Origin of the sequence: Exilibacterium tricleocarpae (assembly GCF_007004655.1) — a bacterium.
GTDB classification, from domain to species: Bacteria; Pseudomonadota; Gammaproteobacteria; order Pseudomonadales; family Cellvibrionaceae; genus Exilibacterium; species Exilibacterium tricleocarpae.
In genome coordinates, this window is record NZ_ML660090.1 from 206,379 (window position 1) to 219,264 (window position 12,886).

The 12,886-nt window shown below is 59.9% G+C and carries 13 protein-coding genes; 4 read left to right on the forward strand and 9 right to left on the reverse strand.

Annotated features, from left to right (window positions below; translation table 11 throughout):
- Window positions 1-11 precede the first annotated feature (11 nt).
- The 6 genes from trmB to ftsY form a co-directional block, all read right to left on the reverse strand.
- Complete coding sequence (trmB, locus tag FKG94_RS07285; RefSeq protein WP_246125000.1) at window positions 12-719, reverse strand: tRNA (guanosine(46)-N7)-methyltransferase TrmB; 708 nt, start codon at window positions 717-719, stop codon at window positions 12-14.
- 48 nt (window positions 720-767) lie between these two features.
- Window positions 768-1,148 carry a DUF423 domain-containing protein gene (locus FKG94_RS07290; RefSeq protein ID WP_142903544.1) on the reverse strand — a complete coding sequence of 127 codons (381 nt, stop codon included), beginning with the start codon at window positions 1,146-1,148 and terminating at the stop codon, window positions 768-770.
- A gap of 103 nt (window positions 1,149-1,251) precedes the next feature.
- The gene (rpoH, locus tag FKG94_RS07295) at window positions 1,252-2,106 is read right to left on the reverse strand and encodes an RNA polymerase sigma factor RpoH (protein WP_142903545.1); all 855 of its coding nucleotides are present in this window, start codon (window positions 2,104-2,106) and stop codon (window positions 1,252-1,254) included.
- A gap of 192 nt (window positions 2,107-2,298) precedes the next feature.
- Window positions 2,299-3,351 (reverse strand): permease-like cell division protein FtsX, encoded by a 1,053-nt coding sequence (ftsX, locus tag FKG94_RS07300; RefSeq protein ID WP_142903546.1) that lies wholly within the window; start codon window positions 3,349-3,351, stop codon window positions 2,299-2,301.
- The gene (ftsE, locus tag FKG94_RS07305; RefSeq protein ID WP_142903547.1) at window positions 3,348-4,034 is read right to left on the reverse strand and encodes a cell division ATP-binding protein FtsE; all 687 of its coding nucleotides are present in this window, start codon (window positions 4,032-4,034) and stop codon (window positions 3,348-3,350) included. Before ftsE ends, ftsX begins: the two co-directional genes overlap by 4 nt.
- Before the next feature lie 56 nt (window positions 4,035-4,090).
- Window positions 4,091-5,329, reverse strand: a complete 1,239-nt coding sequence (gene ftsY, locus FKG94_RS07310; protein WP_142903548.1) for a signal recognition particle-docking protein FtsY — start codon at window positions 5,327-5,329, stop codon at window positions 4,091-4,093.
- 167 nt (window positions 5,330-5,496) lie between these two features.
- On the opposite strand from ftsY, the gene rsmD reads away from it, so the two are divergent.
- Complete coding sequence (gene rsmD, locus FKG94_RS07315) at window positions 5,497-6,078, forward strand: 16S rRNA (guanine(966)-N(2))-methyltransferase RsmD (protein WP_142903549.1); 582 nt, start codon at window positions 5,497-5,499, stop codon at window positions 6,076-6,078.
- Window positions 6,079-6,264: 186 nt separating this feature from the next.
- Complete coding sequence (gene coaD, locus FKG94_RS07320) at window positions 6,265-6,756, forward strand: pantetheine-phosphate adenylyltransferase (protein WP_142903550.1); 492 nt, start codon at window positions 6,265-6,267, stop codon at window positions 6,754-6,756.
- 129 nt (window positions 6,757-6,885) lie between these two features.
- Here coaD and FKG94_RS07325 read toward each other — a convergent pair whose 3' ends face one another.
- A complete protein-coding gene (locus FKG94_RS07325) occupies window positions 6,886-7,209 on the reverse strand; it encodes a hypothetical protein (RefSeq protein ID WP_142903551.1) in 324 nt (107 codons plus the stop codon).
- Between the two features lie 180 nt (window positions 7,210-7,389).
- A complete protein-coding gene (gene mutM, locus FKG94_RS07330; protein ID WP_142903552.1) occupies window positions 7,390-8,205 on the reverse strand; it encodes a bifunctional DNA-formamidopyrimidine glycosylase/DNA-(apurinic or apyrimidinic site) lyase in 816 nt (271 codons plus the stop codon).
- Between the two features lie 112 nt (window positions 8,206-8,317).
- Between mutM and FKG94_RS07335 the strand changes: the two genes are divergently transcribed.
- Together FKG94_RS07335 and FKG94_RS07340 are read left to right on the forward strand one after the other, a co-directional pair.
- A complete protein-coding gene (locus FKG94_RS07335; RefSeq protein WP_142903553.1) occupies window positions 8,318-10,330 on the forward strand; it encodes a hydantoinase/oxoprolinase family protein in 2,013 nt (670 codons plus the stop codon).
- Between the two features lie 273 nt (window positions 10,331-10,603).
- Window positions 10,604-11,689 (forward strand): AraC family transcriptional regulator, encoded by a 1,086-nt coding sequence (locus FKG94_RS07340; protein WP_142903554.1) that lies wholly within the window; start codon window positions 10,604-10,606, stop codon window positions 11,687-11,689.
- 29 nt (window positions 11,690-11,718) lie between these two features.
- Here the strand turns inward: FKG94_RS07340 and FKG94_RS07345 are convergent, their stop codons facing one another.
- Window positions 11,719-12,741 (reverse strand): AraC family transcriptional regulator, encoded by a 1,023-nt coding sequence (locus tag FKG94_RS07345; protein WP_142903555.1) that lies wholly within the window; start codon window positions 12,739-12,741, stop codon window positions 11,719-11,721.
- Window positions 12,742-12,886: the final 145 nt, after the last annotated feature.

Genomic DNA, 12,886 nt, shown 5'->3' on the forward strand with positions numbered 1-12,886 from the left:
GCGGCCGTAACTCAGGCGGTCCGCTCAAACAGCAGATCCCAGACGCCGTGACCGAGGCGCTGGCCGCGCTGCTCGAACTTGGTGACCGGACGGTAATCGGGCCGCGGCGCATAGTTGCCGGCACCGGCCAGATTGCGGTAACCCGGCGCACTGCTCATCACCGCCAGTATATGCTCGGCATAGTTCTCCCAGTCGGTGGCAAAATGGGCGCAGCCACCCGGCTTTAATTTTTGCCGGATCTGCTCGACAAACGCCGGTTGCACCAGGCGGCGTTTGTGGTGTTTCTTCTTGTGCCAGGGGTCGGGAAAGTAAAGTTGAAACCGCGCCAGGCTGGCATCGGCGATGCAGTCCTCGAGCACGTCCATGGCATCGGCCATATAGACGCGCAGGTTATCCAGCCCGGCCTTGCCGGCGTTGTTGAGCAGGCGCCCGACACCCGGCGGGTGGACCTCGATACCAATAAAATGTTTGTCCGGTTCGGCCTGCGCCATGGCAACCAGTGAGTCGCCCATACCGAAGCCAATTTCCAATACCACCGGCGCTTCGCGACCAAATACCCGGCCGCAGTTCAAGCGTCCGTCAAACAGGCTCAGGCCATAAACCGGCCAGTAGCGCTCAAAGGCCTGACGCTGTCCCTGGGTTATGCGGCCACCGCGGATCACATAACTGCGAATGGCCTTTTTTTTGAATTCGGGCTTCAAGCTATCGGGATCAAGCATCGACTGTCGTTTAACCGGGAGATCAGTGGGTGAGAAAGCACGGGGATATTACAGGCGCCAGGCGGACAACAACAATAACAGCCAGGCAAGGATAAAGCACAGGCCGCCCAGCGGCGTCACCGGTCCGAGCCAACGCGGGCCACCGAGAGCAAGCCAGTAAAGGCTGCCGCAAAACAGCACTATGCCGGCGACCAGCAACCAGCCGCCCGCCACCAGCAGCCCGGGGGGCGGACCCGGCAGCGGGCGCAGTAACAGTATGCTGACGCCCAACAGCGCCAGTGCATGGTAAAAGTGATATTGCACGCCGGTCTGGTAGGTCGACATCAACGCTTCCGGCAGCCTGCTTTTCAAACCGTGTGCCCCGAAAGCGCCCAGCGCTACCGCGATCAATCCATTAGCGGCGGCGATAAGCAGAAAGAGTTTAGCCATAGAATGTCACAGCAGAGTCGTCACAGTAGTGTCATAAAAAAAGCCGCGCATCGACGCGGCTTTTGTCTGTTAGAGAACGCATTCGATCGCGCGGGCGCCTTTATCAGGCATCGATCAGCGTGCGTACCTTCTTCATGGCGTTCTTTTCCAACTGCCGGATACGCTCTGCGGACACACCGTACTTACCGGCCAGATCGTGCAATGTGGACTTATGTTCACTCAGCCAGCGCTGTTGCAGGATGTCGCGACTGCGCTCGTCGAGTTGCCGCAAAGCCATGTCCAGGCTGTTGACACTGTTGATCTCCCAGTCGGCCGCCTCCAGTTGGGTGGCCGGGTCATAGCGCTGGTCTTCCAGGTAGTTGGCCGGCGCCTGGTAGGCGGCATCGTCGTCGGCATCGCTGTAGGCATCGAAGGCCGCGTCGTAGGAAGACAGGCGACCCTCCATTTCCCGGACATGCTTGACGTCGACATCGAGGTCGCGGGCCACGGCCTTGGCTTCGTCATTGGTGAGCCAGGCCAGACGCTTTTTGGCGCCGCGCAGGTTGAAAAACAGTTTGCGCTGCGCCTTAGTGGTGGCAATTTTGACAATGCGCCAGTTGCGCAGAATGAATTCGTGAATTTCCGCCTTGATCCAGTGCACCGCGAAAGACACCAGGCGCACCCCCTTCTCGGGGTTGAAACGTTTTACGGCCTTCATCAACCCGACATTGCCCTCTTGAATCAGGTCGGATTGGGAAAGACCGTAGCCGGCGTAGGATTTGGCGATATGCACGACAAAACGCAGGTGCGCCATGACCAGTTGCCGGGCGGCATCCAGTTTATCGTCGTAATAGAGTTCTTCGGCGAGACGCTTTTCCTCCTCGGCCGACAGTACAGAAAAACCGTTTACGGCCTGGATGTACGCGTTGAGGTTAGCTCCCGGCGCGAGTAAGTCAGCAGGCTGCAGGCTGGTGCCCATACACTTCTCTCCAGAGTCATTGGACGGTGAGTTTAGCATCCCTTCATTAGATCGCCAACTTGTGAAAAGTTCACAACTTTTCATTTCTAATTCAATACCTTAGCCTGGTTTTGACAAGCTGTTTCAAGAATTTCAACAGCCTATAGGCCCGCTGTGGCGGGCCATTCCACAAGCGCCGCGGCCCCGGGTACGTCAAGTGGGCTCTATCGCGCCCAGATGCCGGCCCACCGCCACCCAGGCACCACACCAGCCGAGCAGGCCGCTGCCGGCTACCAGATAGACACTCGCCGGCCAGCCCAGGCCCTGCAGCCGGAAATCACTCTGATAGAGTTCAGCCAGTTGCGCCACCGGGCCGGACAGCCCCCAGAGCCCCAAACCCAACACCACCCAGGCCAGCAGCCCGCCGCCCACGCCGTACCACCAGCCGGTGTACAGAAACGGACGCCGCACGAAGGCGTTGGTGCCCCCCACCAGTTTGACCACCACGATTTCATCGCGGCGATTTTCAATCGCCAGACGGATGGTATTACCGATCGCCAGCAGCACCCCCAGTGCCAGCAGCCCTCCAAGAGCCAGCACCAGGCGCTGGCCCAACGCCATAATCTGCTGCAACCGGCGCACCCAATCCAGATCCAGGCGCAGGTCGTCAACGACCGCATGAGCCCGCAACTCCTCGCTCAGCGCCTGCAATTGAGCGGCTGTCACCGCCGCCTCCGGCTGCACCACCAACACTCCCGGCAGCGGGTTGCTGTCGAGAGTCTCGAGCACCTCACCAAACCCGGAGTAGGCCTGAAATTCGTCCAGTGCCTGGGTCGCGGAAATATAATCCACCACCGCCACTTCCGGTTTTGTAAGCAAATAATCACTAACTTTCTGGATGGCTTCATCACTGGCCCGCTGGTGTAAAAACACCGACAGCTTGGGCGAGCCCTGCCAGCCGTCTCCAAGCCGTTCGATATTGACCAGGCCCAGGTAGAGCACCGTCGGCAGGGCCAGGGCAATGGCCACCACCAGCCAGGTCAGCAAACTTTGCACCGGTGTGGCCAGCAGCCGCACCAGGCTTTCGATGGCGGTGGTGCGGTGGTGGGAAAAATAGGCACCGAAGCGATCGGCGATCCGGGTTTTGCTCTGGCTGGCACCGCTACGGGGTGCGGAAGCGGGTTTGCGACTCGAGGTCGACTGCTGTCGAGTCGCGCCCTTGGCCTTCGACGGTCGCGGTTTGGACTGCCTCCGGGGCCAGCTCACGGCGTCACGCCCTCGCTGCGAAGTACGCCGTCATGGGTCAGACGGCCCTCGCCCAGGGTTAACACCCGCTGGCCGAGTTGGCGCACCAGGGCGATATCGTGACTGGCAATCAGGACCGTCACTCCGACCTCGTTAAACTGCTGCAGCAACGTCATGATATCGGCCGACAACCCCGGATCGAGGTTGCCGGTGGGTTCATCGGCCAGCAACAGCGGCGGCTTGTTGACCACCGCGCGGGCGATACCCACCCGCTGCTGCTCGCCACCGGAGAGCACAATGGGGTTTTGCTTTTCCTTGTCCAACAGACCCACTTTATCCAGCGCCGCCCGCACCCGGCGCGCCAACTCCCGCGACTGGTAGCCGGCAATCAGCAGCGGCAGGGCCACATTGTCAAACACGCTGCGGTCAAACAACAGCCGGTGGTTTTGAAAGACTACACCGACCTGGCGGCGAAAGTAGGGAATCTGCCCGGCACGCAGGCGGTTGAGGTTCTGGCCGGCGATAAACACCTGGCCCTGGCTGGGCCGCTCCATCAGCATCACCAGTTTCAGCAGGGTGCTCTTGCCGGCGCCGGAATGACCGGTGAGAAACGCAAATTCACCGGTGCGCAGCTCGAAGGTCACCCGGGACAGGGCCTCGTGGCCGCTGCTGTAGCGCTTACTGACGCTGTCGAACTTAATCACGGGCCAATCCGATCATAGGCGAGACGGACGGTCGAAACAGACGATCGCGATGCCCATCAGCCGGCCCCGATGCCGCTGTCATCCGCATCGGCGACCTGGGCGCGGGATTTGGCGAACAGCGCGTCGACAAACGCCCCGGCGGCAAACGGCTGCAGGTCTTCGATACCCTCGCCGACGCCGACAAAGCGCACGGGAAGATTGAATTTTTTGGTGAGGGCAAAAATAACGCCGCCCTTGGCAGTGCCGTCGAGCTTGGTCAACACCAGACCGCTGACCGCCGCCGCGTCGATAAACTGCTGCGCCTGGTTGAGGGCGTTTTGCCCGGTGCCCGCATCCAGTACCAGCAACACCTCGTGGGGTGCCGTGGCGTCGAGCTTACCCATCACCCGCTTGACCTTGGCCAGTTCCTGCATCAGGTTGCTCTTGTTGTGCAGGCGCCCGGCGGTGTCGGCGATCACCACATCAACCGAACGCGCCTGGGCCGACTGAATGGCATCAAATATTACAGAGGCGCTATCTGCGCCACTCTGCTGGGCCACTACCTGCACTTGGTTGCGTTCACCCCAAACCTGCAACTGCTCCACGGCAGCGGCGCGGAAGGTATCCCCCGCCGCCAACATCACGGACTTGCCCTGCTGTTGCAGGCGCTTGGCCAGTTTGCCGATGGTGGTGGTTTTGCCCACACCGTTGACCCCCACGACCAGTATGACGAAGGGCTGTTTTTCCGCCTCCACCCGCAGCGGCTGCTCGACCGGCTCCAGCATGGCCTGCAGCGACCGCTGCAGCGCCTCGTAGAGGGCATCGCCATCGGCCAACTGCCGGCGCGCCACCTGGGCGGTGAGATCATCGACGATTTCGCTGGTTGCCTCCATGCCGATATCGGCCATCAACAACTGGGCTTCGATATCCTCCAGCAGTTCTTCGTCGATTTCTTTCTTGCCGAGCACCAGGTTGCCGAGACCCTCGGTAAAACTCTGGCTGGTGCGGGCCAGGCCGCGTTTGATGCGGGCAAAAAATCCCGGCTTGGCGTCTGCCGGTCGCTCTCCAGCTGTGCCTGTCCCGTTAGTAACAGTGCCAGTAGTACCAGTGCCTGTGCCATCGGCATCAGCAGCATCAGCAGTGCCTGTCCCATCAGCATTAACACCATCAGAACCCGTCGCGCCTATCCTCTGTTTTGGAGCTGTTTCCCCTGCGGGTGCCACTTCGCCAGCGGCCGGCGCCTCGGTCTCGGCACGCTGCTCAGCCGAGTCTTGCTGCGGGTCTTGCGCTGACTTTTTCTTTCGCTTAAAAAACATCGTTGTATTAAACCACTTCAGTATCTGCTTACCATCTGCTTGAGTTGCGCCGCAGCCCTGCCAAGCACCGGGATATTTGCAACCCACGACCTTTCACAGGCAAACTTGACGCCGGACAAAAGCGCTATCCTACCACCACTGACTATGATTACGGAGACTTGTTACCCGTGCCGCCTATCCGCCGGTCGACCGCCGCCAATACCCTGCGCATCATCGGTGGCCGCTGGCGCGGCCGCAAGTTGAGTTTTCCCGCCCTCGACGGCCTGCGGCCCACGGGAGACCGCTGGCGAGAGACACTGTTTAACTGGCTTGCCGCCGATATTCCCGGCGCCCGCTGCCTCGATCTGTTCGCCGGCGCCGGCGCCCTGGGCCTGGAAGCCCTGTCGCGGGGCGCCGCCGAAGTGCTGATGATCGACCGGCAGCCGGCGGCCGTTGACCGGTTGCGCCGCCATCTGCGGGATCTCGACGCCGCCAACGGGCGGGTCTTACAGGCCGATGCACTGGCCTGGCTGCAGGGTACGGGACGCGACTGCACGCCCTATGATGTGGTGTTCGTGGACCCGCCATTTGCCGCGGCGCTGTGGGCAGACACCATAACCGCTCTCAGTGAAGCCGAACTGGTGGCCGCAGGCGGCGCCGTCTATATCGAAGCGCCCGTTGATTTCACCCGGCCAGTACCGCCCGACTGGCACCTGCACCGGGAAAAAAGCGCTGGTAATGTGTGTTTTCGGCTTTATTATCGTCAGTGAGGCCACTGACTGATAGTACGGCAAACCATCTCCCGGCCGCCTTTGAATTAGCGGTGCAAATTGTTTACCATCGGCGGCCCAAAGGTGGGGACCCGGCGCAGCAAAACCGGGCAGCGGCAAGACGCTAACCAGCAGCTCCTACTGAAAAGCAGCTCTTAAAAAAACAGCTTCGAGCGGAAGACAGTCATGAAACGAGTCGTATACCCCGGCACCTTTGACCCGATTACCAACGGCCACGTCGATCTGGTGGAGCGCGCCTGCCGCCTGTTCGACCACGTAATACTGTCGGTGGCCGCCAGTACCAAAAAGAACCCCCTGTTCACGCTGGAGGAGCGGGTCGACCAGGCCCAACAGGTGCTGAGCCACCTGGACAACCTGGAGATATGCGGGTTCGATGTGCTGCTGGCAGATTTTGTGCGGGAGAAGAAAGCTCACGGTGTGCTCAGGGGGCTGCGGGCGGTATCCGACTTCGAGTACGAGTTCCAGTTGGCCAACATGAATCGGGCACTGTCGCCACAGATGGAAAGCCTGTTTTTGACCCCGGCCGAACACCTGTCCTATATATCCTCATCGCTGGTCAGGGAAATCGCGTCGCTCGGCGGCGATGTGAGTAAATTCGTACCCCCGCTCATCGTTCAGGCACTACAGGAAAAGTTCCAGCTAACAGCTAACAGCTAACAGCTAACAGCTAACAGCTAACAGCTAACAGCTAACAGCTAACAGCTAACAGCTAACAGCTAACAGCTCATTATCTCTGCGAGCTGCCAGGATCAGGTCTGTTAGCTGTCGCTTGTAAAACAGACCGGCTTACTTTTTGTATCCGCTCCTGGTACATCCCAGGCAGCGCACAAACGTTGTCTTGCCGGGGCCGATAACCAGGGTATCGGCGGCCTGCTTGACATTGCCGCCGGCAGCGGAAAACGGCAGCGACACCAGCCACAACGCCGACCCCACCACGGTAATACCCAACATGACCGGGCGCACTATCACCAAATCCGTCGCCATCGCCAGGGCGCTGGGGTCCTCATCGACACCATTGTTGTAGCGCTCCTCAGCGGCAAAGCCGAGATTGGCCAACGACAGTGCGCACACCAACACCACAATTCGAGCCCATAATTTCTGTGTTGTCACCACGACATCTCCTCAGTTGCGATTCTCTGGTACTTTTAACTCTTGACCCTTAACTCTTGTAACTCTTGATTCTTGTGATTCTTGACTCTTACAACTCTGGCCCGTGTTCTCACGCCGGCCCGTTTTCGCTGCTGCCTATTGTAGACCGTCAGGCGCAAGAAAGCGTGCGTTGTCGCTCAATTACCGCTGACAAGCGGTACAGTAAACTGTCGAACGCTGTCCCAGGCGCACCTCTTTCAATGGCTTGCCGCAGCGCCCGCAAGGCTGACCACCGCGACCATATACCCAAAGTTGCTGCTTAAAATAACCCGGTTTGCCGTCTCCGCCAACAAAATCCCGCAGGGTAGTGCCGCCCTGCGCTATCGCCTTGGCCAATACTTCTTTTATGTTGGCCGTCAGCGCTTCACAGGCAGCCCGGGAAATGCCGCCGGCAGCCCGCGAGGGCCGAATACCCGCCAGATAGAGCGCTTCGTTGGCGTAAATGTTACCGACTCCCACCACTACCGCACTGTCCATAATCAAGGTTTTTACTGCTTGTTTGCGCTTGCGCGAGCGGGCAAACAGATAGTCGGCGTTGAAAGCCTCCGTCAGAGGCTCCGGCCCGAGATGGCGCAACAGGCTGTGCTCGGCTGGCGGCTCCGCAGTCCACAGCAGGGCACCGAAGCGCCTTGGATCGGTAAACCGCAGCACAGCCCCGTTACCGAAACGAATGTCGACATGGTCGTGTTTGCGTGGCGGCTGATCCGCCGCCACTACCCGCAAGCTGCCCGACATACCCAGATGCAGCAGCGCGTGCCCGTGGGTAAAGCGCAACAGTAAGTACTTACCGCGGCGGTTGACCGACAGCAGTTTACGCCGCTTCAGCAGCACCGGCAGGTCGGCGGGGATGGGCCAGCGCAGACGGGCCCGGCGCAGTTCGACCGCCGTCACCGTGTGGCCGGCCACATGGGGCTCGATCCCGCGCCGGGTGGTTTCAACTTCAGGTAGTTCTGGCATCTCGGGGTGATAGGTCAAACAGGGGGTTGGTGGCCGCGAAGCGGTGACTTTACCATATCCGCACTACCGGCGGTCCACTACAATGTGCGCCTCAATCGCGCGTGAGGATACCATGCCCAGAGCCTACCCCTATCTACTCGGAATCGACACCGGCGGCACCTTTACCGATTTTGTGCTGTTCGACAGCGGCTCGAAAAAGATCCGTATCCACAAGGTGTTATCGACCCCCGCGGCACCAGAGCAGGCTATTTTGCAGGGTGTGGATGACATGGGACTGAGCGCGGCGATTGCCGCCGGTAGCGTGGTGATCATCCACGGCAGCACGGTCGCCACCAACGCCGCTCTCGAGGGCAAGGGCGCGCGTACGGTTTTCATTACCAACCGCGGCCTTGGCGATATGCTGACCATCGGCCGCCAGACCCGCCGCGAACTCTACAACCTGCAACCCGAGCCGCGCCAGCCACCGGTGCCGGCGGCGCTGTGCCTGGAAGTGGACTGCCGTTTGGGTGCCGGCGGCGAGAGACTGCAGGCGCTGACCCGGGAGGACCTGGAGGCGCTGCGCCGCCAGGTGGAACAGCGACAACCGGAAGCCGTGGCCATTAATCTGCTCTATTCATTTATCGACAGCGGCGACGAGGAGGCCATCGAGGCAGTGATGCCCGCCGGGGTGTTCAGTTCCCGCTCCTCGTTCGTGCTGCCGGAATACAAAGAGTACGAGCGGGGTATCGCAACCTGGCTCAACGCCTACCTGGGCCCGCTGGTACAAAACTATCTGCAGCGCCTGCGCCGCGGGGTCGAACCGGCGCCGCTCGGCGTAATGCAGTCGAGCGGCGGCACCATCGACGCCGACCAGGCGGGCCGGCGGGCGGTCAACCTGCTGTTGTCCGGGCCCGCCGGCGGTTTGGCGGCGGCGCGGTTTATCGGCGCGGCCTGTGATCGCCCGCGTCTGATGACATTCGATATGGGCGGCACATCCACGGACGTGGCACTTATCGACGGTGAATTGAAACTGACCAGCGAGGGACACCTGGGGCCCTACCCGGTCGCCGTGCCCATGGTCGACATGCACACGGTCGGCGCCGGCGGCGGCTCCCTGGCCTATATCGACAGCGGCGGCCTCTTGCAGGTAGGCCCGCAGTCCGCCGGCGCCACACCGGGACCGGCCTGTTACGGTCTCGGCGGCACCCAGGCAGCCGTCACCGACGCCAACGCTTTACTCGGGCGGCTGCGGCCGGATAATTTTCTCGGCGGCGCGATGCAGCTCGACATCGAAGCGGCGCGCAATGCTGTAGGCACCATCGCCGAACCCCTGGGACTGGACCTCGAAGCCACCGCGACGGGTATTATCGATATTGCCAATGCCCATATGGTCAGCGCCCTGCGGGTAATTTCCGTGCAGCGCGGCTACGACCCCCGCGATTTTCAACTGTGCTGTTTTGGCGGCGCCGGCGGTCTACATGTGTGTGCCATCGCCGAGGCCCTGCAAATGCGGCGGGCACTGGTGCCGATCCACGGCGGCGTATTGTCGGCGCTGGGCATGCTGGTCGCACCGCGGGAGCGGCAACTGTCGCGCTCCATCAACCGCCGGTTCGACCAACTGACCGACGCGGATTTGCGGCGACAACTGCAAGCGCTACGACTCGAAGGCACCGGACAGTTGCGTCGCGAGGGGGTAGAGGCGGACCGAATCGACGCCCGCGCCAGCCTCGATCTGCGATACACGGGACAGAGTTATACCCTCAACGTCAGCTTCGACACTGCCGATCGGGCCGATGCCGGCAGTGCCGCCATTGCCCGGGCCATCGAGGAATTTCACCGCGCCCACCAACAGCGCTACGGCCACCGCCTGGACATAGCTGTGGAGCTGGTCAATATTCGCCAGCGGGTCAGCGCACCCGCCGAACCGATTCAGTTGCCACCGCTGCAAGCGGCGGCGGAAGCGGCGCTCACCGCCGAACTTCCCGGCATGGGTCCGACGGCGATCTTGCAGCGCGAGCACCTGCGAGCGGGAACGGTTATCGACGGACCCGCGCTGGTGTGCGAGCAGGTCTCAACAACGCTGGTCAGTCCCGGCTGGCAGGCTACAATCGACACGCTGGGAAATATAGTGCTGTCCTGTCGATAAGTGGCGCCACACCAGACACTGGAAAACTTTCTGTTTTGCATGACATTTCCAGAAGCGCCAACATACCGGTCGCTTCGCCTTCGTCGAAAACATTCCTTTTTTCGACACACCATCGGGCGCATCAAATCCAATCGAATCGGATCCGGCTGCACCAAATCCGACCGTATCTGAATATAGGCACTTAATGACTACGTATGCATTGGGTATACGTCTTGCAGAAAATAATCAGCCGACATAAATTGTCTGCAACCGAAAAAAACGCGGGGACACACCGTGAAAAATCTGCAATTGCTTGTGCCCGACTGGATGTTGGGTTCCAAAGACGATAAAAGCGTCGCCAACACGCTACCGGCCGCCCTGGTCGATACGGCGGCAAGCTTCGGCATGGACGGCGAACAGTTGCTAGCTGACACCGGCATTTGCGCGACACAATTACACCAACCGCAGGGGCGCATTTCATTGCGCGCTTATCTGCGCCTGTGCACGCTGGTATTGAAAAAAGAAAAATCGCCCGCCCTGTGCCTGCGTTTTGGCGAGCGGGTCAATATTAGCGCACTCGGCGTGCTGGGCCCGAGCCTGTTGAGCTGCAACACACTGGGAGAGGCACTGGAACTTGCCATCCGCTACCGCGAGACGTTGGGATTCCCTATCGACATGCGTATGGATATCGACAGTCGCTTCTGCTCTATCGTTATCGAGGCACCCTTTCGACTGCTGATACCCACCTTGTTTTTACGCGCCTCGCTGTGCTGCGCCTTCGCCGGCATCCGCCAAAACAGTCGCTTTTTGCTAAACGGCAACTTTAACTTCGCCTCGATCGGGTTTAACTTCCCGCCGGCGGCGGACGACAATATTATCAGCGACTTTTTCGAGTGCCCGATCGACTATCGCAGCAAAACCAACTGCGCCCGCTTCGAGCGGGAGCTGCTCGACCTCCCCATCCGCTACGCCAACCCTTCGGCAAAAAAAATCGCACAACAAAAGTGTGAGCAGACTTTGGCCAGCCTGTATCGATCCCGCAGTATACCGAGGCAGGCGGCGCGCCTGCTGATTGCGCATCTGCAAAACCCGCCGCATCTGACCGAGGTCGCGGCACGGCTCAATCTGTCACCACGCTCGTTGAGCAGGCAACTGCAAAACGATGGCCTGACCTACCAGACGCTGTTGAGTCAATTGCGCAGCCGCAGCGCGCAACTGCTGCTCGAGGAGAGCGACCTCTCCACAGAGGAAATCGCCTACACTATCGGCTTTACGGACGCCGCCAACTTTCGCCGCGCCTTTAAGAAGTGGAATCAGATAACACCGAGTGCCTATCGCCTGCAACAGCGCGCACAAGCAACCGACACCACACCCGCATAGCACAAGGTAGTTGGCAGCCGGATAGTCAGTCAGTTGCGGCCCGCCGACCCCTGCAACGACACCCTCTGCTGATAGGCAGCCGGGGTAATCCCGGTCCACATTTTGAAGGCCCGGCGAAAATTGGCGCAATCGTTATAGCCGAGCAGGTTGGCCACTTTTTCCACCGGCAATTTTTGTGTCACCAGATACTGACACGCTTTTTGCCGTTGTACCGATTGCAGAATTTGCCGGTAACTCACCTGTTCTTTGCGCAGGTGCTTTCTGATGGTGCGGGTGGCCATATTGAGCTGGTCTGCTATCTGTTCCAAGGTCAGGGGGCGGCTATTGCGCAGTAACAGTTGGCGGATTCTATCGGAAAACAGTGACGTGTCGCCCCTTTGCCGGAGTTTTTGCCTGCAACTCTCAAGTTGCATCTGTTCGACGATAGCATTGGCGCTGATCACCGGGCGTTCCAAATCCCGCTCGCAAAAGCCGACCATCGTTTGCTCGCCGCCAAATTCGACCACCGGCGACAACAACTTGCGATACTGGTCAGCATATGCCGGCGCCGGATAAGCCAGGTTAAGGTGGCTGAACAGAAACCTACCCTGGATCAAAAACTGAATGTGGCGCATCCAGCTCACCAGGGTAAACTCAGCAAAAAAACGGCGCCGGTCGTAAACACAATCGTGGGGTAGACAGAGCTCGGCCACAATGACCTCGCTGCAACTTTTCACTTCAATGCGCAGGGGAAAATCCGCCAGCGCGTAAAAACGCAACGCATACAGGCAGGCGTCTTTCAGGGTTTTACTGCTCATCAGCAACTCGGCCAACTGTCCGGTAGTCGATATGGTTAGGACTTTTCCAAACGTCATACCGAAGTCCGGCCGTTTGACGACTAGACGGTCAATCAACTTGTAGAAAGCGGGGAGGGGTGTCACGCCGTTGAAGTCGTTGAGCGATGCTGTGTCTATCTGTGCGGCGCGTTCCAGCGCTGTGCGATCGAAACCGGCAGCGGCGGCCGAGTCGAGCAGCAAAGACACATAGCGGTTGGCAATATGGTCGAAATTCATTTTTTATATGCGGGAAAAGCGGCACCCATAATTATTCTTTTTTAAGGTTAACACAAGCAGAGACAGGTATAGCCTATATGGCCGCTATTTGCCTGGAGGTTTGTGCGACAGGCTGCGCAGTATTTCGCAATCGCCGGCACGCCGG

Bases quoted from the DNA above. Each gene is read 5' to 3' on its own strand.
- coaD (WP_142903550.1), top strand. From the start codon at position 6,265: ATGAAACGAGTCGTATACCCCGGCACCTTTGACCCGATTACCAACGGC.
- trmB (WP_246125000.1), bottom strand. From the start codon at position 719: ATGCTTGATCCCGATAGCTTGAAGCCCGAATTCAAAAAAAAGGCCATT.
- rpoH (WP_142903545.1), bottom strand. From the start codon at position 2,106: ATGGGCACCAGCCTGCAGCCTGCTGACTTACTCGCGCCGGGAGCTAAC.
- ftsY (WP_142903548.1), bottom strand. From the start codon at position 5,329: ATGTTTTTTAAGCGAAAGAAAAAGTCAGCGCAAGACCCGCAGCAAGAC.
- FKG94_RS07335 (WP_142903553.1), top strand. From the start codon at position 8,318: ATGCCCAGAGCCTACCCCTATCTACTCGGAATCGACACCGGCGGCACC.
- FKG94_RS07345 (WP_142903555.1), bottom strand. From the start codon at position 12,741: ATGAATTTCGACCATATTGCCAACCGCTATGTGTCTTTGCTGCTCGAC.
- mutM (WP_142903552.1), bottom strand. From the start codon at position 8,205: ATGCCAGAACTACCTGAAGTTGAAACCACCCGGCGCGGGATCGAGCCC.
- FKG94_RS07290 (WP_142903544.1), bottom strand. From the start codon at position 1,148: ATGGCTAAACTCTTTCTGCTTATCGCCGCCGCTAATGGATTGATCGCG.